18 protein-coding genes and 1 other RNA gene are annotated in these 20,918 nt (G+C 66.4%); 13 read left to right on the top strand and 6 right to left on the bottom strand.

The window, feature by feature from the left end:
* Positions 1-40: 40 nt before the first annotated feature.
* Genes hemW through rph form a run of 4 tightly spaced genes read right to left on the bottom strand, consistent with a single transcriptional unit; the run spans position 41 to position 2,925 of the window.
* The gene (gene hemW / locus ACD584_RS10680; protein ID WP_019237300.1) at positions 41-1,198 is read right to left on the bottom strand and encodes a radical SAM family heme chaperone HemW; all 1,158 of its coding nucleotides are present in this window, start codon (positions 1,196-1,198) and stop codon (positions 41-43) included.
* 16 nt (positions 1,199-1,214) lie between these two features.
* A complete protein-coding gene (rdgB, locus tag ACD584_RS10675) occupies positions 1,215-1,814 on the bottom strand; it encodes an RdgB/HAM1 family non-canonical purine NTP pyrophosphatase (protein WP_040940726.1) in 600 nt (199 codons plus the stop codon).
* Positions 1,811-2,203 carry a VOC family protein gene (locus ACD584_RS10670; protein ID WP_076037115.1) on the bottom strand — a complete coding sequence of 131 codons (393 nt, stop codon included), beginning with the start codon at positions 2,201-2,203 and terminating at the stop codon, positions 1,811-1,813. The genes rdgB and ACD584_RS10670 overlap by 4 nt, the downstream gene beginning before the upstream one ends.
* Entirely contained in the window at positions 2,200-2,925 is a 726-nt protein-coding gene (gene rph, locus ACD584_RS10665) for a ribonuclease PH (RefSeq protein ID WP_040940728.1), read from the bottom strand. Before rph ends, ACD584_RS10670 begins: the two co-directional genes overlap by 4 nt.
* 112 nt (positions 2,926-3,037) lie before the next feature.
* Between rph and ACD584_RS10660 the strand changes: the two genes are divergently transcribed.
* The 4 genes from ACD584_RS10660 to ACD584_RS10645 all read left to right on the top strand — a co-directional run bounded on the left by ACD584_RS10660 (position 3,038) and on the right by ACD584_RS10645 (position 7,479).
* Positions 3,038-3,898: a YicC/YloC family endoribonuclease gene (locus ACD584_RS10660; RefSeq protein ID WP_042597606.1), complete on the top strand. Its 861-nt coding sequence runs from the start codon at positions 3,038-3,040 to the stop codon at positions 3,896-3,898.
* 111 nt (positions 3,899-4,009) lie between these two features.
* Positions 4,010-4,621 carry a guanylate kinase gene (gene gmk / locus ACD584_RS10655; protein WP_011038351.1) on the top strand — a complete coding sequence of 204 codons (612 nt, stop codon included), beginning with the start codon at positions 4,010-4,012 and terminating at the stop codon, positions 4,619-4,621.
* 243 nt (positions 4,622-4,864) lie between these two features.
* Complete coding sequence (rpoZ, locus tag ACD584_RS10650) at positions 4,865-5,164, top strand: DNA-directed RNA polymerase subunit omega (RefSeq protein WP_002812428.1); 300 nt, start codon at positions 4,865-4,867, stop codon at positions 5,162-5,164.
* Between the two features lie 143 nt (positions 5,165-5,307).
* The gene (locus ACD584_RS10645; RefSeq protein WP_011269543.1) at positions 5,308-7,479 is read left to right on the top strand and encodes a bifunctional (p)ppGpp synthetase/guanosine-3',5'-bis(diphosphate) 3'-pyrophosphohydrolase; all 2,172 of its coding nucleotides are present in this window, start codon (positions 5,308-5,310) and stop codon (positions 7,477-7,479) included.
* A gap of 55 nt (positions 7,480-7,534) precedes the next feature.
* Here the strand turns inward: ACD584_RS10645 and ACD584_RS10640 are convergent.
* A non-coding RNA gene (locus ACD584_RS10640) (sX9 sRNA) lies at positions 7,535-7,609 on the bottom strand.
* A gap of 61 nt (positions 7,610-7,670) precedes the next feature.
* A complete protein-coding gene (locus tag ACD584_RS10635; protein ID WP_076037114.1) occupies positions 7,671-8,540 on the bottom strand; it encodes a LysR family transcriptional regulator in 870 nt (289 codons plus the stop codon).
* Between the two features lie 297 nt (positions 8,541-8,837).
* Here ACD584_RS10635 and kdgD point away from each other — a divergent pair, with 297 nt between their 5' ends.
* The 9 genes from kdgD (at position 8,838) to ACD584_RS10590 (ending at position 20,861) form a co-directional block, all read left to right on the top strand.
* On the top strand, positions 8,838-9,755 hold the full coding sequence (kdgD, locus tag ACD584_RS10630; RefSeq protein WP_076037113.1) for a 5-dehydro-4-deoxyglucarate dehydratase: 918 nt from the start codon (positions 8,838-8,840) through the stop codon (positions 9,753-9,755).
* The gene (locus tag ACD584_RS10625; protein ID WP_076037112.1) at positions 9,755-11,335 is read left to right on the top strand and encodes an aldehyde dehydrogenase (NADP(+)); all 1,581 of its coding nucleotides are present in this window, start codon (positions 9,755-9,757) and stop codon (positions 11,333-11,335) included. Before kdgD ends, ACD584_RS10625 begins: the two co-directional genes overlap by 1 nt.
* Before the next feature lie 114 nt (positions 11,336-11,449).
* The gene (locus ACD584_RS10620; protein ID WP_076037111.1) at positions 11,450-12,814 is read left to right on the top strand and encodes an MFS transporter; all 1,365 of its coding nucleotides are present in this window, start codon (positions 11,450-11,452) and stop codon (positions 12,812-12,814) included.
* Between the two features lie 19 nt (positions 12,815-12,833).
* The gene (gene gudD, locus ACD584_RS10615) at positions 12,834-14,189 is read left to right on the top strand and encodes a glucarate dehydratase (RefSeq protein WP_076037110.1); all 1,356 of its coding nucleotides are present in this window, start codon (positions 12,834-12,836) and stop codon (positions 14,187-14,189) included.
* A gap of 76 nt (positions 14,190-14,265) precedes the next feature.
* A complete protein-coding gene (locus ACD584_RS10610; RefSeq protein ID WP_076037109.1) occupies positions 14,266-15,537 on the top strand; it encodes an OprD family porin in 1,272 nt (423 codons plus the stop codon).
* A 34-nt stretch (positions 15,538-15,571) separates the two neighbouring features.
* On the top strand, positions 15,572-17,113 hold the full coding sequence (gene garD, locus ACD584_RS10605) for a galactarate dehydratase (RefSeq protein WP_076037892.1): 1,542 nt from the start codon (positions 15,572-15,574) through the stop codon (positions 17,111-17,113).
* Between the two features lie 138 nt (positions 17,114-17,251).
* Positions 17,252-17,632, top strand: coding sequence for a RidA family protein (locus ACD584_RS10600; RefSeq protein ID WP_011038342.1), 381 nt, complete (start codon positions 17,252-17,254; stop codon positions 17,630-17,632).
* Positions 17,633-17,650: 18 nt separating this feature from the next.
* Positions 17,651-19,792 (top strand): ATP-dependent DNA helicase RecG, encoded by a 2,142-nt coding sequence (gene recG, locus ACD584_RS10595; RefSeq protein ID WP_014508822.1) that lies wholly within the window; start codon positions 17,651-17,653, stop codon positions 19,790-19,792.
* A gap of 130 nt (positions 19,793-19,922) precedes the next feature.
* Positions 19,923-20,861 carry a nucleoside hydrolase gene (locus tag ACD584_RS10590; protein ID WP_076037108.1) on the top strand — a complete coding sequence of 313 codons (939 nt, stop codon included), beginning with the start codon at positions 19,923-19,925 and terminating at the stop codon, positions 20,859-20,861.
* Positions 20,862-20,918 lie beyond the last annotated feature (57 nt).

Genomic DNA, 20,918 nt, shown 5'->3' with positions numbered 1-20,918 from the left:
GCTATGTAGCACGTTTCGCCAGCGACCGCCCGCGTCCGGCTCAGGGCAGGAACAGCTCCACCACATCGTTGGTGAAGCGCCGGCCCAGCTCGGTCGGCACGATGCGGCCATGCTGTTCGACCAGCCAGCCCTGCGCCATTGCGCGTGCCAGCGGTGCCTGCAGCACCTGCGCCGGCAGACCGGTGCAGGCTTCGAAATCACTCAGCCGGAAGCCTTCATGCAAGCGCAGCAGGTTGAGCATGTATTCGAACGGCAGCCGCGCGGCAGGCACGTGCTCATCGCCGCCGATCGCTGCTGCGCTGCCGGCACTGGCCAGATAACTCTGCGGATGCTTGTGCTTCCAGCGCCGCAACACCTGTTGCTCGGCACCGGAACTGATCTTGCCGTGCGCGCCGGCACCAATGCCGAGATAGTCGCCAAACCGCCAGTAATTGAGGTTGTGCGCGCACTGCCGCCCGGGCCGGGCATAGGCGCTGACTTCGTACTGCGCATAGCCGGCCGCAGCGAGCAGGCGCTGGCAGTGCTCCTGCATGTCCCAGGCGTCGTCGTCGTCGGGAATGCCTTGCGGCGGGCGCGCGAAGAACACCGTGTTGGGTTCCAGCGTGAGCTGGTAATGCGACAGGTGCGTAGGTTGCAGGGCGAAGGCGCGTTCCAGATCGTGCTCGGCCTGCGCCAGCGTCTGCTCGGGCAGCGCGTACATCAGGTCGATGTTGAAGTTGTCGTAGCCGGCGTCCTGCGCCAGCTTGATCGCGCGCTCGGCTTCGGCGCTGTCATGGATGCGCCCCAGGCGCTGCAAGGCGGCGTCGTCGAAACTCTGCACGCCGAAGCTCAACCGGTTGACCCCGGCCGCACGGTACCCGTCGAAACGCCCGTGCTCGGCGGTCCCGGGATTGGTTTCCAGGGTGATTTCCAGATTGGGCGCAAAGCGCAGGCGCGCGGCGGCGGCCTGCAGGAAGCGATCGATCGCTTCGGGCGGAAACAGGCTGGGCGTGCCGCCGCCGAAGAACACCGAGTGCACCACGCGGCCCCACACCAGCGGCAGGTCCGCATCCAGGTCGCGGATCAGCGCATCCACGTAGTCGTCGAACGGCAGCGCGCCCTTGGCCGCATGCGAATTGAAATCGCAGTACGGGCATTTGCGCACGCACCAGGGCAGGTGCACATACAGCGCGAGCGGCGGCGGGATCAGGTCGGGCACAGCGGCGTGTCGTGGATCAAAGTGACAGGGCGTGCAGCTTGTGCTGCAGCGTGGCCAGCGCTACTGCGCGGTGGCTCAGGCGGTTCTTCAGCGCGGTGTCCATCTCGGCGGCGGTCAGACCGTGCACCGGGTCCAGGAACACCGGGTTGTAGCCGAAGCCGCCGGTGCCGCGCGGTGCGGTGGTGATCACGCCTTCCCAGCTGCCTTCGGCGATCAGCGGTTGCGGATCTTCCGGGTGGCGCAGCAGCACGATCACCGCATAAAACCGCGCGCTGCGGCGCTCGGCCGGGATTTCGCGCATGGCCTCGAGCAGCTTTGCGTTGTTGGCGTTGGCATCGGTCGGGCTGCCCGCGTAGCGCGCGCTGTACAAACCGGGCGCACCGCCGAGTGCATCGACGATCAACCCGGAGTCGTCGGCCAGTGCCGGCAAACCGGTCACCGCGCTGGCGTGGCGTGCCTTGATCAAGGCGTTCTCGACGAAGGTGAGCCCGGTTTCGGGCACATCCTCCACGCCGAGCTCGCCTTGCGCCACGATCTGCAATGGCAGATCGGCGAGCATGGCACGCAGTTCTTCCAGCTTGCCGGCGTTGCCGCTGGCCAGGACCAGGTGTTTCATTGCTTGGGCTCCAGTAGATCCCACTTGGTGCCGTAGAGGTCGCGGAACACGGCCACGGTGCCATACGGTTCTTCGCGCGGGGTTTCCAGAAATTCCACGCCAAACGCCTGCATCGCAGCGTGGTCGCGCCAGAAGTCGTCGGTGTAGAGGAAATGATCCACACGCCCGCCGGTCTGGTCGCCGATCCGCGCTTGCTGCGCGGCGTCGGCCGGCTGCGCAAGCAGCAAGCCGGCGTCGCGCGTGCTGCCCGGGCCGATCACCACCCAACGTTTGCCCTCGCCGAGCGCGCGGTCTTCCAGCACCTGGAAGCCCAGTGCGCCGGTGTACCAGGCAATCGCCGCGTCGTAATCGGCAACCAGCAAGGTGGTCAGGGCAATGCGGCGCTTCATCCGGCGAGTGCGGCGCGTTGCAGTGCGAACAATTCGCCCACGCCCTTTTCGGCGAGTGCGAGCAGGGCGTTGAGTTCGTCACGGCGGAAGGCATGGCCTTCGGCCGTGCCCTGCAACTCGATGAAGCCGCCACCGTCGTTCATCACCACGTTCATGTCGGTGTCGCAGTCGCTGTCTTCCGGGTAATCCAGATCCAGCACCGGCTCGCCGCGGTAGATACCCACCGACACCGCAGCCACCGCGCCGATCAGCGGATGCTTCTTGATGTCGCCACGCTTGAGCAGCAGGTTCACCGCGTCGGCCAGCGCCACGTAAGCACCGGTGATGGCGGCGGTACGGGTGCCGCCGTCGGCCTGCAGCACGTCGCAGTCCAGGGTGATGGTGCGTTCGCCCAGGGCATTGCGGTCGACGCAGGCGCGCAGTGCGCGGCCGATCAGGCGCTGGATTTCCAGCGTGCGTCCGCCCTGCTTGCCGCGCGCGGCTTCGCGGTCGGAGCGGGTGTGGGTGGAACGCGGCAGCATGCCGTATTCGGCAGTGACCCAGCCTTCGCCCTTGCCGCGCAGGAAGTTCGGCACGCGGTTCTCCACGCTGGCGGTGCACAGCACGCGGGTGTCGCCGAAGCTGACCAGCACCGAGCCTTCGGCGTGACGGGTGAAGGCGCGTTCGATGCGCACGGGGCGCAGCTGGTCGGCCGTGCGGCCGCTGGGACGGGAGAAAGACATGCGTTGGATCCGGAAGTCGGGAGGTGGTCGTCAGGCCAGTACGCGGCGGGCTGCTACCGGCCGGCATGGCCTGCTAGGGTACCATTCGCGCTTTGCAGGCACTGGACTCACGATGATCCGAAGCATGACCGCGTTCGCCGGCGGCGAACGCATCACGCCATGGGGCACGCTCGGTTGCGAGCTGCGCTCGGTCAACCACCGTTTTCTGGAAGTGGGCGTGCGCCTGCCCGAAGAATTGCGTGCGCTGGAGCCGCTGTTGCGCGAGCGCGTGGCTGCCCGCAACAGCCGCGGCAAGCTGGACCTGGCGCTGCGCCTGCGCGCGCCCGACAGCGGTCAGACCCTGGCCGTCAACGAGGCGCTGCTGCAGGAACTGGGCGCGCTCGCCACGCGGCTGGATGCAAGCATGCCCAAGCTGCAGGTGAGCTTCACCGATCTGCTGCAATTGCCCGGCGTGTTGCAGGTGCAGGATGTCGATGCACCGGCGCTGCAGGCGCAGGCACTGGCGTTGCTGGACGAGGTGGTGTCCGGGTTTGTGGCCGCCCGTGAGCGCGAAGGCGCCAAGCTGGCCGAGGCGATCAGCGAGCGCGTGGATGCCATCGAGCGTATTGCTGGTGAGGTGCGCACGCTGATTCCGGTGATTCGCGAAGGCCAACGCGCCAAATTGGCGGCCCGCCTGGCCGATCTGCCGCATCCAGTGGACCCGGGCCGCGCCGAGCAGGAACTGGTGCTGTGGCTGCAAAAGCTCGATGTGGATGAAGAGTTGGACCGCCTGTCCAGCCACATCGGCGAGATCCGGCGCGTGCTCAAGCAGTCCGAGCCGGTCGGGCGGCGCCTGGATTTCCTGCTGCAGGAATTCAACCGCGAAGCCAATACCCTGGGCTCCAAATCGGTGGACAGCCGCACCTCCAACGCGGCGGTGGACCTGAAGGTGTTGATCGACCAGATCCGCGAACAGGTGCAGAACATCGAGTAGCCGGAAATAGGCAATCGGGAATGGGGAATCGTCAAAGCAGGTACGATTCCCCACGGCCTGCATGCCTGGCGCGGCGCCCCATTCCCTATTCCCGACTCTCGATTCCCTAAAATGCGCGGCACCCTCTATATCGTTGCGGCCCCTTCCGGCGCCGGCAAGAGCAGCATCGTCAACGCCACCCTGGCGCGTGACCCCAAGATCGCCTTGTCGATCTCCTTCACCTCGCGCGCGCCGCGCCCGGGTGAGCGGCATGCCGAGCACTACCATTTCGTCTCTGCCGAGGAATTCCAGGGCATGATCGAAGCCGGTGACTTCTTCGAGTACGCGCTGGTGCATGGCGACTGGAAAGGCACCGCGCGGCAGTCGGTGGAGCCGCAGCTGGCGGCCGGGCACGACGTGCTGCTGGAGATCGATTGGCAGGGCGCGCGCCAGGTGCGGCAGAAGGTGCCGGACGCAGTGAGCGTGTTCATCCTGCCGCCGTCGCGCCAGGCTTTGGACGAGCGCATGCGCAAGCGCGGGCAGGACAGCGAGGACGTGATGGCGCAACGCCTGGCCGCCGCCCGCGAGGAAATGCTGCATTTCGAGGAATTCGACTACGTGATCATCAACGAGACCTTCGACACGGCGGTTTCGGAGATGTGCGCGATCTTCACCGCCAGCCGGCTGCGTCGGCAGGCCCAGCAGCAGCGCCATGCCGGGCTGATCCAGGCGTTGCTGGACTGAATCTGCCAGCTAGCGCGCGGGGCACCGCAGGGTGCCGGGCCGCTGCTCGCCGCATCGGACTGGGCGCAGCAGGCAGCGCCAACGCGCGCCACAGCGTCATGCGCCAGCCGCCGCAAGCCGCCCAAGCGGCTGATTCCAAAGGACACTGAATAAGCGCCGGTTGCCGCCACCGCGGCCCGGGCGTACACTCCGCCCCCTTTCCCTCATTCGATGCGCGGCCGTTGCTGGTCGCCGGGAGCCCGCATGGCCCGCATTACCGTAGAAGATTGCCTGGAAGTCGTGAACAACCGTTTTGAGCTGGTCATGATGGCCTCCAAGCGTGCGCGTCAGCTCGCCAACGGCGTGCAGCCGCTGATCGAGAACGCCGACGCCAGCGACAAGCCCACCGTGATGGCGCTGCGCGAAATCGCGGCACGCCGGATCGACAACGCACTGATCGATGAAGTCGAGAAGGCCGAGCGCGAGCGCGCCGAGCGCGAAGCCCTGGAATGGGCCGCCGCCGAAGTGGTCGCCGACGAAGACATGTCCAAGAACGACGACTGATCCAGGCGCGCGATCGCCTGCATCGTTGCGATCGATCCAAGCAGCCCGCCTTGTCGCGGGCTGTTTTCGTTTTGAGCGTGTGTGCAGTGAGTAAGCGCATGCAACCGTTTGCCGTCACTGCCGCGCTGGCATAGTCTTCCGGCATGAACCCAGGCCCCACTGCCCAGGCGACCGTTGCGACCGCTGCGTCTACCGACGCGGCCATTCCCGACTACGTCCTGCACCTCGAACGCGCCGCCAGCTACCTTCCCAAGGAGCAGCTGCCGATCCTGCGCCGTGCGTGGGAAGTCGGCGCCAGCGCGCATGCCGGCCAGACCCGCAAGTCGGGCGAGCCCTACATCACCCATCCGGTTGCCGTGGCCGGTGTGCTGGCCGAGCTCGGCCTGGACATGGAATCGCTGATTGCCGCGATCCTGCACGACACCATCGAAGACACGCCGCTGACGCGCGAAGAACTGGCGTCGGAATTTGGCGAGGCGGTGGCCGAGCTGGTCGATGGCGTCACCAAGCTGGACAAGCTCAAGTTCCGCGACCGCCAGGAAGCGGCGGCGGAAAGTTTCCGCAAGATGTTGCTGGCGATGTCGCGCGACCTGCGCGTGATCATGATCAAGCTGGCTGATCGTCTGCACAACATGCGTACGCTGGGCGCGCAGAGCACCGAAGCGCGCGGCCGCATCGCACGCGAAACGCTGGAAATCTACGCGCCCATCGCCCAGCGCCTGGGCATGAGCCTGATCAAGTCCGAGCTGCAGAACCTGGGCTTCCGCGCGCTGTATCCGTGGCGCCACGCCATCATCGAAAAACACATCCGCAGCCAGCCGGTGGTGCGGCGCGAATCGATGGCGCAGGTGGAGGTGCAGCTGTCGCAGCGGTTGGCCAAGGAAGGGCTGGAGCATCGCCTGGTCAGCCGCATCAAGACGCCCTGGAGCATCTATTCCAAGATGCACGAAGAGAACAAATCCTTCGACCAGGTGATGGATGTGTTCGGTTTTCGCCTGGTAGTGCGCTCGGTGGCCGATTGCTACCACGCACTCGGCGCGGTGCATGCCACCTTCAAACCGCTGGACGGGCGCTTCCGCGATTTCATTGCCATTCCCAAGGCCAACGGGTATCAATCGCTGCACACGGTGCTGTTCGGGCCATACGGCTCACCGATCGAAGTGCAGATCCGTACCGAAGAGATGGACCTGATCGCCGAGCGCGGCGTGGCTGCGCATTGGACCTACAAGGTTGGCTCGGCGGCGCCCAATAGCGCGCAGAGCCGTGCGCACGACTGGATCGTGGAGCTGATCGATTCGCAGCGCGCGGCCGGCTCGTCGCTGGAATTTCTGGACAACGTCAAGGTCGATCTGTTCCCGGACGAGGTCTATCTGTTCACGCCCAAGGGCAAGATCCTGGCGCTGCCGCGCAATTCCACCGCGCTGGATTTTGCCTACGCGGTGCACACCGACGTGGGCAACCGCGCGGTCGCCTCGCGCGTGGACAAGAAGCTGGTGCCGCTGCGCACCAAGCTGGTCAGCGGGCAGGCGGTGGAGATCATCACCGCGCGCTCGGCCACGCCCAAGCCGCAGTGGCTGGAGTTTGTGGTCAGCAGCAAGGCGCGTACGGCGATCCGCCACCAGCTCAAGCAGCTCGAACACGAAGACGCAGTGCAGCTCGGCCATCGCATGCTCGACCGCGCGCTGGAAGCGATGGACAGTTCGCTGGAGCGGCTGCCGAAGGGCCGGCTGGATGCGTTTCTCAGCGAGCACCGCTACCCGCGACTGGAGGCCTTGCTGGCCGATGTGGCGCTGGGCAACTGGATGCCCACCCAGGCAGCGCAGGCCTTGATGGCCTACGCCGAGTTGCGCGGCGGCGGGCATTCCAAGCATTCGCACGAAAAGATCCTGATCGATGGCAGCGAGCGTGGCGTGATCAGCTTCGCCAATTGCTGCCAGCCGATTCCCGGCGACGAGATCATGGGCTACCACACCGCCGGCAAGGGCATCGTGGTGCACCGGCTGGATTGCCCCAACCTGGCCGAGCTGCGCAAGTCGCCCGAACGCTGGGTGCCGATCGACTGGGACTCCAATGTCACCGGCGACTACGACACCGCGCTGGTGGTGGAAGTGGAAAACCGCACTGGCGTGCTTGCGCAGTTGGCTGCGGCGATCGCGCAGAGCCAGTCCAACATCGAGCGGGTGGATTACCTGGACCGCGATTTCAATGCGGCGGTGCTGCGCTTCAACATCCAGGTGCGCGACCGCCGCCATCTGGCCGAAGTGATGCGCCGCCTGCGTCGCCTGCACGTGGTGCAGAGCGTGGGCCGGCAGTAGCCGCGCACCACTGCGGCGCATGTCGGCGCAGGCCGGCGATGCGCCACGCTTAAGCGGCTAACAAAACGTAGCGAGCAGTCGTCAGGTAGGTGCGGACGGCGCGGAGAAGCCGGGGTCTAAGTAGGTACATGCCGATTTCGAGCACCGGCCGCGCCCGCCTGGCGGCTGCGCAGTCGTTTTGATAGCTGCTTTTAGTGGATGAAGTTGCGCAAGGCCGGGTTGTCGTTGTCCTGCTTCCAGACCAGATGCAGTTCCACTGGCGTTGCCGGCGCGTCGTCCTGCAGCGGCAGATAGACGATGCCCGCATAGCGCAGGCCACTGGCACCTTCCGGCACCAGCGCCATGCCCATGCCGCCGCGCACCAGTGCCAGCACCGAATGGATCTGGCTGACGTATTGCACCGAACGTGGCGCGATGCCGCGCGCGCCGAATAATTGCGCTAGCAGGTCGTAGAAATACCGCGCTTCGTCGGGCGCGTAATTGACCAGCGGTTGCTGGTCGAAGTCCTGCAGACGCAGGCTGCCGCGCTGCGCGAGCGGCGAATCCTTGGCCAGCGCGGCGATCAGCGGCTCGCGCGCCACGCACCGGCTGCGCAGGCCCGGTCGCTGGATCGGTGGACGCAGCAGGCCGATGTCCAGCCGGCCGGCATCCAGCGCATCGAGTTGCGCCAGGCTGACCATCTCCTTGAGTTGCAGATCCACATCTGGCGCCTCGCTGCGCCAGCGTGCAATAGCCTCCGGCAAGAAGCGGTAGCTGGCGCCGGCAGTGAAGCCCACCGACACGCTGCCGGCGTCGCCTGCACCAATGCGGCGCGCCCGCAGCCCGGCGTTTTCGGCCAGGCGCAGGATCGCGCGCGCTTCGGCCAGCAGGCTGCGCCCAGCCTGGGTCAGCCGCACATGGCGGCTGTTGCGCTCCAGCAGCGGCGTGCCGACGTTGTGTTCCAGCAGCTGGATCTGCCGGCTAAGCGGTGGCTGGGTCATGTTCAAACGCTCGGCCGCGCGCCGGAAATGCAGCTCGTCGGCGACCGCGACAAAGCAGCGCAACTGTTGCAGATCGAACATGGCGCTATGACCTCTCGACGCTCGCTGGCGGGCAATTCGATGCTGCAACTGCAACATCGGCGGGCCCGGCATGCAGATGAATACGGCGCGGCTGACACCGACAGCCGTACTGAAAAGCGGCTCACGTAATTACAGTGCCGCCAAAAACCGTTGGAAAAGCAGGCATTTGCGATGGAATAGCACCACTCGTGGCTCGATCGATTCAATTTATGTATCAAACAATACGTCCTTTGGTTTGGACCGGCAACGATGCGTCTTCCTAGCATCACTCCACCCCCGCCTAGGACCGTTCGCCTCATGAGCAGCAGATACACACCTTCGGAAATGGCCCAAGCGCTTGGTGCCGGGCTCCTGTCATTCCCGGTGACGCACTTCGATGCGGACATGGCTTTCGACGAGCCCGCCTACCGCAGCAATCTGGACTGGCTGTCCTCGCACCCGGCCGCCGGGTTGTTTGCTGCCGGCGGCACCGGCGAGTTGTTTTCGCTGACCCTGGACGAAGTGGACCGCGCAGTGCGCGCGGCCGTGACCCAGACCGCCGGGCGCATGCCGGTGATCGCGCCGGCCGGCTATGGCACGGCGATTGCCGTGGCCATGGCGCAGGCTGCCGAGCGTAACGATGCCGATGGCATCTTGCTGTTTCCGCCGTATCTCACAGAATGCGATGCCGACGGCGTGGCCGAGCATGTCGAGCGCGTCTGCAAGGCGACCTCGCTGGGCGTGATTGTCTACGGCCGCGCCAATGCCCGGCTCGATGACGTGGCGCTGGCGCGGTTGGCCGAGCGCTGCCCCAACCTGGTGGGCTACAAGGACGGCATCGGCGATGTAGACCGCATGACGCGCATCTACGCGCGGCTGGGCGATCGCCTGCTCTACGTCGGCGGGCTGCCGACGGCCGAAACCTTTGCGCTGCCGTACCTGGAAATGGGGGTGACCACGTATTCGTCGGCCATCTTCAATTTTCTGCCGGAATGGGCGCTGTCGTTCTATGCGGCAGTGCGCGCGCGCGATCACGCAACCATCTACCGCGAGCTCAACGACTTCGTGCTGCCGTACACCGTGCTGCGCAATCGCCGCGCCGGCTATGCGGTGTCGATCGTCAAGGCCGGCATGCGTGCCGTGGGTCGCCCGGCCGGCCCGGTACGTACGCCGCTGGCCGATCTGACCGAAGACGAATTCGCCCAGCTCACGCAGCTCATCGGAGGTCGCCGCTGATGCACACGATCCTGGGTGAATCGTTGATCGGCCAGCGCAGCGTGCAGGGTGCCGGCGTTGCCTTGCGGGGCGTGGATGCGACCACGGGCGAGGCGCTGCAACCGGTGTTCGGCTCGGCTACCGCGCCGGATGTGGAGCAGGCCTGCGCGCTGGCGCAAGCGGCCTTCGATCCTTACCGCGAGACCACGCTGGAGGCACGTGCGCAGTTTCTGGAGACCATCGCCGAGCAGATCCTGGCGTTGGGCGATGGCTTGATCGAACGGGCCATGCGCGAAAGCGGCCTGCCGCGTGCACGCCTGGAAGGCGAGCGTGGGCGCACCGTGGGCCAGCTACGCCTGTTCGCCAGCGTGGTCCGCGAAGGCAGCTGGCTGCAGGCGCGCATCGACCCGGCACTGCCGCAACGCATGCCGTTGCCGCGTGCGGACCTGCGCCAGCGGCACATTGCGCTGGGGCCGGTGGCAGTGTTCGGTGCCAGCAATTTCCCGCTTGCGTTTTCGGTGGCTGGCGGCGACACCGCCTCGGCGTTGGCCGCCGGTTGCCCGGTGGTGGTCAAGGCGCACAGCGCGCATCCGGGTACCTCCGAACTGGTGGGCCGCGCGATCCAGGCGGCGGTGGCGCAGTGCGGGCTGCCGGAGGGTGTGTTCTCGCTGTTGTTCGATGCCGGCATCGAGATTGGCGCGCAACTGGTCGCCGACGCGCGCATCAAGGCGGTGGGGTTCACCGGCTCACGCGCCGGAGGCATGGCGCTGATACAGATTGCCGCCGCACGCCGCGAGCCGATTCCGGTGTATGCGGAAATGAGTGCGATCAACCCGGTGTATCTGCTGCCGCAGGCGTTGCAGGCACGCGCACCGGATCTGGGCAAAGCGTTTGTCGGCTCGCTGACCTTGGGCGCCGGCCAGTTCTGCACCAATCCCGGTCTGCTGCTGGCGATCGATTCGCCGGCGCTGGATGCGTTCATCGCATCGGCAACGCAAACGCTGCAGGCGGTGTCGCCGGCAGCAATGCTCACCGCAGGCATCGGTCAGGCCTATGCGCAGGGCGTGCAGCGTTTGGCCGCGCATCCGAAGGTCAGCACACTGGCACGTGGTGCAGCACCGGAAGCCGGGCGCTGCCCGGCGGCATTGTTCGGCACCGATGCCGACGCATTTCTGGCCGATGAAGCGCTGCAGGCCGAAGTGTTCGGTGCGTCGTCGCTGCTGGTGCGCTGCAAGGACGGCGCGCAGTTGCGTGCCCTGAGCGAACACCTGGAGGGGCAACTCACCGCCACCGTGCACATGGCGGCAGACGACATGGCGCTGGCCGCATCCCTGCTGCCGGTGCTGGAGCGCAAGGCCGGCCGCATCCTGTTCAACGATTGGCCCACCGGTGTGGAGGTCTGCCACGCCATGGTGCACGGCGGCCCATTCCCGGCCACCTCCGACAGCCGCAGCACCTCGGTGGGCACGCTGGCGATCGACCGCTTCCTGCGCCCGGTCTGCTACCAGGACCTTCCGGCCGAACTGCTGCCCGCGGCCGTGGCAGATGGCAATCCACTCAAGTTATGGCGACGCGTCGATGGCGCGCTGGGACACGACTGAGCACGCTGCACACGCCCATGCCTGAGGCGTGCCGGAGGAGGGTCCGGCACGCCATCCCCAGGCGTCCTGAAGTATCGAAGCGCACTGCGCTTCCATCGTCATAGGTGAGGAACGATGATGGCTCCCGATTCGAAGACAGTTCCGCGCAGGCGTTATCTGATCTTGCTGATGTTGTTCGTGGTGACCACGATCAACTATGCGGACCGCGCCACCTTGTCCATTGCCGGCTCCGCCGTGCAGGACTCGCTGGGCATCGATGCACTGCAGATGGGTTTCATTTTCTCGGCATTCGGCTGGGCCTACGTGGCCGGGCAGATTCCGGGAGGCTGGTTGCTCGACCGCTTCGGCTCACGGCGCGTGTATGGCCTGTCCCTGCTGACCTGGTCGCTGTTCACCGTGCTGCAGGGATTCATCGGCTGGGTGCCGGTGGCTTGGGCGGTCACCACCTTGTTCGTGCTGCGCTTTTTGGTGGGCATCGCCGAAGCGCCCTCGTTCCCGGGTAACAGCCGCATCGTGGCGGCGTGGTTTCCCACAGCCGAACGCGGCTTGGCCGCCTCGATCTTCAACTCCGCACAGTACTTCGCCACCGTGGCCTTCGCGCCGCTGATGGGCTGGCTGGTGCATGCCTGGGGATGGGAGCACGTGTTCCTGGTGATGGGTGCGGCCGGCGTGCTGCTGGCCGCGCTGTGGAGAAAGACCATCTATGCCCCGCGCGAGCATCCGCGCTTGTCGGCGCAGGAACTGGAGTACATCCAGCGCAACGGTGCACTGGTGGACATGGAGCAGCGCAACACGCCAAGCCAGCACGTCAAGGGAGCGCAATGGCATTACGCCAAGCAGCTGCTGGGCAATCGCATGTTGCTGGGCGTGTACATCGGCCAGTACTGCATTACCACGCTGACGTACTTCTTTTTGACCTGGTTCCCGGTGTATCTGGTCAAGGAGCGTGGCATGTCGATCCTGGAAGCAGGCTTCGTTGCCTCGCTGCCGGCGGTGTGCGGCTTCATCGGCGGCGTACTGGGCGGTTACGTGTCCGATCGCATGGTGCGGCGCGGCTATTCACTCACCGTGGCGCGCAAGACGCCGATCGTGGTTGGCATGCTGATGTCGGTGACGATGATCGGCTGCAACTACGTGCAGGCCGAATGGATGGTGGTCGGCTTGATGGCGCTGGCGTTCTTCGGCAAAGGCATCGGCGCGCTCGGCTGGGCGGTGGTGGCCGATACCTCGCCCAAGGAAATCGCAGGGCTCTCGGGCGGCCTGTTCAACACCTTCGGAAACATGGCCGGCATCACCACGCCGATCGTGATCGGCTACATCGTCTCCAACACCGGCACCTTCGAGTGGGCCCTGGTGTTCGTTGGATTCAATGCCTTGCTGGCGGTGGTGTCGTACCTGGTGGTGGTCGGCCAGATCAAGCGGGTGGAACTGAAGGCGCCGCCTGGCGGCCCGTCCATGCCCCTTCCTGCAGCGCTGTGATTCACGCGGAGATCCTTCAATGAACATCCATTCTTCAAGTGCGCGCAGCAGCGCGACACCACGCATCAACGACATGCGCGTGGTGCCGGTCGCCGGGCAGGACAGCATGCTGCTGAACCTGAGTGGCGCGCACGCACCGTACTTCACCCGCAACGTGCTGGTCTTGCGCGATTCCTCCGGGCGCATCGGCGTGGGCGAAGTGCCGGGCGGCGAGGCGATTGCCGTGCTGTTGCGCGAGGCCGCCGGGTTGATCCTCGACCGGCCCATCGCCGACTACCAGCGCATCCTCAATCAGGAGCGCGCAACCTTTGCCGACCGCGACAGTGCGGGCCGTGGCCTGCAGACCTTCGATCTGCGCATCACCATCCATGCGGTCACCGCGATCGAGTCAGCATTGCTGGACCTGCTTGGGCAATTTCTGGAGCAGCCGGTGGCCGCGTTACTGGGCGACGGCCAGCAACGTGACGCGGTGGACGTGCTTGGCTATCTGTTCTTCATCGGCGACCGCCGCAAGGCCAGCGTGGCCTACCGCGATGGCAGCGGCGCGCGTGATCGCTGGGAATCGCTGCGTGACGAGGAAGCGTTGACGCCGCAGGCCGTGGTTGCACTGGCGGAGGCGGCCTACGACAAATATGGCTTCCGTGATTTCAAGCTCAAGGGCGGCGTGCTGCGCGGCGAGCAGGAGATCGAGGCCATCCGCGCCTTGCATGCACGCTTCCCGCAGGCGCGCATCACGCTCGACCCCAATGGGGCGTGGTCGTTGGAGCAGGCCATCGCGCTGTGCCGCGATCTGCACGGCGTGCTGGCGTATGCCGAAGACCCATGTGGTGCGCAGGATGGGTATTCCGGGCGCGAAGTCATGGCCGAGTTTCGGCGTGCCACCGGCCTGCCCACGGCCACCAACATGATCGCCACCGACTGGCGCCAGATGGGCCACGCCATCCAGCTGCAATCGGTGGATATTCCATTGGCCGATCCGCATTTCTGGACGCTGCAAGGTTCGGTGCGCGTTGCGCAGATGTGTCGCGATTGGGGCCTGACCTGGGGTTCGCATTCCAACAATCACTTTGATATTTCGCTGGCCATGTTCACCCACGTGGCCGCCGCCGCACCCGGGCGCGTAACGGCGATCGATACGCACTGGATCTGGCAGGACGGTCAACGCCTGACGCACGCGCCGTTGACAATTGCAGGCGGCCAGATCCAGGTGCCTGCCAAGCCGGGCCTGGGCATCGAGCTGGACATGGACGCACTGGATGCGGCGCATCGCACCTATCAGAGCCTGAGCCTGGGTGCCCGCGACGACGCGGCAGGCATGCAGTGCCTGATTCCGAACTGGGCGTTCGACAACAAGTGTCCGTGCCTGGTGCGCTAGCTGTGGGTCGCAGGCCAACACGGGTGCATTGCGCCAGGTTGCAAGCACCGCTTCACCACCGCGGAGGGCGGTTGACATGAAACACGTACTGGCACTCGGCAGCGCCGCGCTGCTGGCGGTTGGTGCCGCCGGGCGCGCACGCGCACAGGCACCGGACGATGGGTTCTGGGATGGCGCGGGCGTGGACGTCACTGCGCTCAACTTCTATTACAACCGTGACTTCCGCAGTGGCGAAGGGCAGGGCAAACGCGCCGAATGGGCGCAGGGCTTCGTGGTGGATGCCAAGAGCGGCTACACCCGTGGTCCCGTCGGTGCCGGCCTGGATCTGCTCGGCATCGGCGACTTCAAGCTCGATGGCGTGCGCGCCGAGGGCGGCACCGGCTTGCTGCCCAATAACGACGATGGCACCGCGCAACACGCGCTGATGCGGGTGGCGCCCACACTCAAACTGCGTGCCTCGCAAACCGAGTTGAAGTGGGGCAGCTTCATTCCCAACGAGCCGCTGGTACGCGCCAGCATCACCCGCATCATGCCGGAGACGTTTCAAGGCGTGACGCTGGAATCCAAGGACGTGCCCAAGCTCGATCTGCTGCTCGCGCGTTTCACCAGTGCCTGGTATCGCGACGGCGATTCGCGCGTGCCGATCACCTTGACCAACAAGAACCGCCGTTTTCTGGGGACGCCGGATGCGGATGCGTTGAATCTGGTGTCGGCCACCTACAGCGTTGCGCCCGGCACGCAGCTGCGCTATCAGGGCGCGCTGATGGAAGACATCTATCGCCAGCAGCTCTACAACCTGATCCAGACGCACGCCTTCGGCAAGGATCAGTTGCGTGTGGACCTGCGCTATTTCCGCACCGATGACGTCGGCCAATCGCGTGCCGGGCCAATCGACAACCGCATGTTCAGCAGCATGGTGTCCTGGCGCACTGGCGGGCATGAATTCGGCGCCGGCTATCAACGCCTGTCCGGTCCCAGCGCCATGCCCTGGCCAGGCGGTACCGACGGCAATGTCTTCAACTGGACCTTCATCAACGACTTTCTCGAACGCGGCGAGCGCAGCTGGCAGGTGCGCTACAGCATCGATGGCAAGAGCATCGGCATCCCCGGTCTCAGCGTCATGGCACGCTACATCCATGGCGATGACGCGCGGCCTGCGACCTATGCAGGCGAAGGCCGCGAGTGGGCGCGTGACGTGCTCACCACCTACCGGTTTCAGAGCCCGCGTCTCAAGCATTTCAGCGTGATCTGGTTCAACGGCACGTTTCGCTCCAACTACCAGCGCAACGTCGACGAGAATCGATTGATTCTGCAATACAAGCGCCAGTTCGATACGCCTGGCCAGTGATGTTCCTCCCCCCTGTTTGCAAGGTAAGCCCATGATGTCCGCCACCCAGCAACTACCGCGCTGGCTCAGTCTGCAAGCGCATCCTCAGGACAACGTCGCCATCGTCGTCAACGATGGCGGTGCGCCGCCGGGCGCCACATTCCAGGACGGGATGACCGCGATCGAGCACATTCCGCAAGGTCACAAGATTGCATTGCAGGCGCTGCGCAAGGGCACGGCAGTGCGCCGCCTGGGCGCGGTCATCGGCACCGCGGCCGACGACATCGCACGCGGCGCCTGGGTCAGCGAGCAGTTGCTGGAGATGCCCACCGCACCGGAGCTGGCAGCACTGGATCTGACGCCGCAGCCACCGGCTGCCGTCGCGCCACTGGAGGGGTACACATTCCAGGGCTATCGCAATCGCGATGGCAGCGTCGGCACCCGCAACATTCTCGGCATCATGACCAGCGTGCAGTGCGTGGTGGGGGTGCTGGGCCATGCGGTTGCGCGGATCCGCGCCGAACTGCTGCCCAAGTATCCCAATGTCGATGACGTGGTGGCGATCAATCATGTCTACGGCTGCGGCGTGGCCATCACCGCGCCCGAGGCCATCATTCCCATCCGCACGCTGCGCAATATCGCGCGCAGCCCCAACTTCGGCGGACAGGCGTTGATCGTGGGCCTGGGCTGCGAAAAACTCGCGCCCGAGCGACTGCTGCCGGACGATGCCAGCGCCGACGACAGCGGCATCTATCGGCTGCAGGAGGCCAGCCTGGGCTTCGCCGACATGGTTGGCTCGATCATGCAGATGGCCGAAGAACGGCTGCGCCACCTCGACACCCGCCGCCGCGAAACCGTGCCGGCCAGCGAGCTGGTGGTGGGCATGCAATGTGGTGGCAGCGATGCGTTTTCAGGCGTCACTGCCAACCCGGGCCTGGGCATCGCGGCCGACCTGCTGGTGCGTGCCGGCGCGACCGTGATGTTTTCGGAAAACACCGAAGTGCGCGATGGCATCCACCTGCTGGTGCCACGCGCCGCCAATGCCGAGGTCGCCAAGGCGCTGGTGCGCGAGATGGCCTGGTATTACGCCTACTTGACGCGTGGCCAGGCCGACCGCAGCGCCAACACCACCCCGGGCAACAAGAAGGGCGGGCTGGCCAATATCGTGGAAAAGGCGATGGGCTCGATCGCCAAGTCCGGCTCGTCACCCATCAACGGCGTGGTGCCGCCAGGAGAGCGCGTCAAGGGGCGCGGCTTGCAGTACTGCGCCACGCCGGCCAGCGATTTTGTCTGCGGCACCTTGCAGGTGGCCGCCGGCATGAACCTGCACGTCTTCACCACCGGGCGTGGCACGCCGTACGGGCTGGGCATGGTGCCGGTGATCAAGGTAGCCACGCGCACCGAGCTGGCGCAGCGCTGGTCCGATCTGATGGATATCGATGCCGGTGGGGTGGCGAGCGGGGCCAAGACACTGGACCAACTCGGCTGGGAACTGTTCCAGCGTTATCTCGATGTAGCCAGCGGGCAGCGCACCTGGACCGAGCAACACCGCCTGCACAACGACCTGGCCTTGTTCAATCCGGCGCCGATCACCTGAGCGCCGGCTGCCGAGGACGGCCGATGGCCGCCGAGCGCTGCCGCGTAGGGCGCGTCGGCGGCGGGCACGCTGTCATTGGCCCGTGCCTGGCGTGCGCCGATACAATGGGCGTTCGTTTTCAGTGTTGACGGAGTTCCCATGTCCCAGATCATCCATACCGATCAGGCGCCTGCCGCCATCGGTCCGTATTCCCAGGCCGTGCGTGCCGGCAACACCGTGTATTTTTCCGGGCAGATTCCGCTGGACCCGGCCACCGGCGAGATCGTGCCCGGCGACATCGGCGCGCAGGCGCGGCGTGCGTTCGACAACCTCAAGGCCGTGGCCGAAGCCGCGGGCGGCTCGCTCGACAAGATCGTACGTTTGGGCCTGTACCTGACCGATCTGGGCCAGTTCGCCGCCGTCAACGCGGTGATGCAGGAATACTTCCAGGCGCCGTTCCCGGCGCGCTCGACCATTGAGGTGTCGGGCCTGCCCAAGGGCGCTGGCTTCGAGGTCGACGCAGTGATGGTGCTCGACTGACCGAAGGCGCGATTCGCCGTGCCGCGCGCGCGTTCCGTCACCCCAAGCCTGGCCGTCGCTGGCCAGGCGCCGCTTTCCAGCTTGCCCGGGGTCGGCCCGAAAGTGGCCGAGAAATTTGCCGCGCGCGGCATTCTCAGCCTGCAGGATCTGTGGCTGCACCTGCCGCTGCGCTACGAAGACCGCACCCGCCTGACCACCATCGCGCAGTTGCAGGGCGGGGTACCGGCGCAGATCGAGGGGCGTGTGGAGGCGATGGAGCGCGGCTTCCGCTTCCGCCCGGTGTTGCGCGTGGCGATGTCGGATGACTCGTACGGCACGCTGGTGCTGCGCTTCTTCCACTTTCGCGCGGCCCAGGTTGCGCAGTTTTCCCCGGGCACGCGCTTGCGCGTGTTCGGCACGCCCAAGCCCGGCCAGAACGGCTGGGAAATCGTTCACCCCAGTTACCGCGTCCTGGCGCCGGATGAAGATGCGGGCCTGGGCGATTGCCTGGACCCGGTGTATCCGGTGCTGGAAGGTGTCGGGCCGGCCACGCTGCGCAAGCTGATCGGCCAGGCATTGGAGCGCTTGCCGCCGGAGGCCGCGCTGGAACTGCTGCCGCCGCACTGGTTGCAGGACGAACAGCTGCCGTCGCTACGCAGCGCGCTGCTGACCATGCATCGCCCACCGGTGGACACCGACCCGCAGCAACTGCTGGCCGGCGGACATCCGGCGCAACAGCGATTGGCCATCGAAGAACTGCTGGCGCATCAAGTGAGCCTGCGCCGGCAACGCATCGCGCTGCAGCGCTTCCGCGCACCGCAGTTGCGCGGTGGCCGCTTGGTGCAGCAGTTACGCAAGGCCTTGCCGTTCCAGCTCACCGGCGCGCAGCAGCGCGTGTTCGAGCAGATCGCCCACGATCTGGCGCAGCCGGCACCGATGCTGCGGCTGGTGCAGGGCGATGTGGGCAGCGGCAAGACCGTGGTGGCGGCACTGGCCGCGATGTTGGCGGTCGAACACGGCAAACAAGTGGCCCTGGCTGCGCCCACCGAGCTGCTGGCCGAGCAGCATCTGGCCAACCTGCGTGGCTGGCTGGAACCGCTGGGCGTGCGCATTGTCTGGCTGGCCGGCAAGGTCACCGGCAAGGCGCGCGTCGCGGCGATGGCCGAAGTAGCCTCCGGGCAGGCACAGGTGGTGGTGGGCACGCATGCGCTGATGCAGGACGCGGTGGTCTTCCACGATCTGGCGCTGGCCATCATTGACGAGCAGCACCGCTTCGGCGTGCATCAGCGCCTGGCGCTGCGCGACAAGGGCGCGGCTGCCGGCAGCGTGCCGCATCAACTGGTGATGACCGCCACGCCGATCCCGCGCACGCTGGCAATGGCGGCCTACGCGGATCTGGACGTCTCGGCCATCGACGAACTGCCGCCCGGTCGCACGCCGGTGCAGACCATCGTGCTGAGCGCCGAGCGCCGGCCCGAGCTGGTGGAGCGCATTCGCGCAGCCTGTGCCGAAGGCCGGCAGGCGTACTGGGTCTGCACCCTGATCGAAGAAAGCGAAGACACCGACAAGGGCGCGCAGAACGGCCCGCCGCGCATCGAAGCACAGGCCGCGCAGGTCACCTTCGAAACGCTCTCGGCGCAGCTGCCGGGCGTGCGCGTGGCGCTGGTGCACGGGCGCATGAAGCCGGCCGAAAAGCAGCAGGCCATGCTGGATTTCAAGCAGGGCCGCACCGATCTGCTGGTCGCCACCACCGTGATCGAAGTGGGCGTGGATGTGCCCAACGCCTCGCTGATGATCATCGAGAACGCCGAGCGCCTTGGCCTGGCCCAGTTGCACCAGTTACGCGGGCGGGTCGGGCGCGGCGCGGCGGCGTCCAGCTGCGTGCTGCTTTACCAGGGCCCGCTGTCGCTGATGGCGCGCCAGCGGTTGGAGACCATGCGCCAGACCAACGATGGCTTCGTGATTGCCGAAAAGGATCTGGAGCTGCGTGGCCCCGGCGAGTTGCTGGGTACGCGCCAGACCGGCCTGGCGAGTTTCCGCATCGCCGACCTGGCGCGCGATGCCGGCCTGCTGCCGCGGGTGCAGGTGCTGGCGGAGCGCTTGCTCGACGAAGCGCCAGAGATCGCCGACCGCGTGGTCGCGCGCTGGATCGGTGGCGCAGTGCGGTATGCGGCCGCTTGAGTAGCGGGGATTGGGGATTTGGGAGTGGGGATTCGTCAGAGCGGAGGCTGCTGCGGCCTGTGCGTTCGCGTGGCCGGCCGATCCTTGCGAAGATGCGACAACGAATCCCGAATGACCAATTCCGAATCCCATGACAAAAAAGATACCGCTGCTGATCGACACCGACCCGGGCGTGGATGATGCGCTGGCGCTGCTGATGGCGTTCAACGATACCCGCCATGACGTGGTCGGCCTGACCATCGCCGCGGGCAATGTCGGTCTGGAGCACACCGTGCGCAATGCGCTCAAAGTGTGCGAGGTGGCCGGTCGCGCCGATGTGCCGGTGTATGCGGGCTGCCCGCAACCGCTGCTGCACCCGTCGGTGGACGCAGCGCATGTGCATGGCATCGACGGCTTCGGCGATGTCGGCCTGCCACCGGCCGCGCGGGCTGCGGACGCCGAGCATGCGGCGCTGGCCATCCTGCGGCTGTCGCACGTGCATGCAGGCGAGTTGCTGCTGGTGGCACTTGGCCCGCTGACCAACCTCGCCCTGGCGCTGACGCTGGACCCGACCCTGCCGCAGCGCGTGGCGCGGCTGGTGGTGATGGGCGGGGCGCTGACCGGGCACGGCAACATTACCGCCGCGGCCGAATTCAATATCGGCTTCGACCCGGAGGCGGCGCATATCGTGTTCCGCGGGTTTCCCCAGTTCGATGTGGCCGATTGGGAGGCGACCGTCGCGCACGGCCTGCTGCACCGTGATGTGGAGCAGTGGCTGGCGGCCGATTCGCCGCGTGCGCGCTTCTACGAAGAAATCTCGCGCAAGACCCGGCTGTGGTCGGAGGACAGTCGTGGCGAGTACTGGTATGCCGCAGACGCGTTGGCGATGGCCTTCGTCCTGCAGCCGGACGGCGCGCAGCGCCTGGAGCAGCGGCCGGTGCACATCGAACTGTCGGGCACGCACACCCGCGGCATGACCCTGGTGGACTGGAACCGGCAGGGCGGGGCGGCCGACAACGCCACCCTGTTGCTGGACTACGACCGCCAGCGCTTCTACGGCCTGGTCGGGCAGGCGCTGGCGGCCGGCTAGGGCCGGCTTGCACCGGGTGCCGGGCGGTGGCTATAATGCCCGGCTTACCCAGGCAGC

The organism is Xanthomonas sp. NCPPB 2922 (assembly GCF_041520885.1).
Lineage (GTDB): Bacteria > Pseudomonadota > Gammaproteobacteria > Xanthomonadales > Xanthomonadaceae > Xanthomonas > Xanthomonas campestris.
Note: the sequence above shows the minus strand (reverse complement) of the source record. Positions and strands in the feature narration are given on the sequence as shown.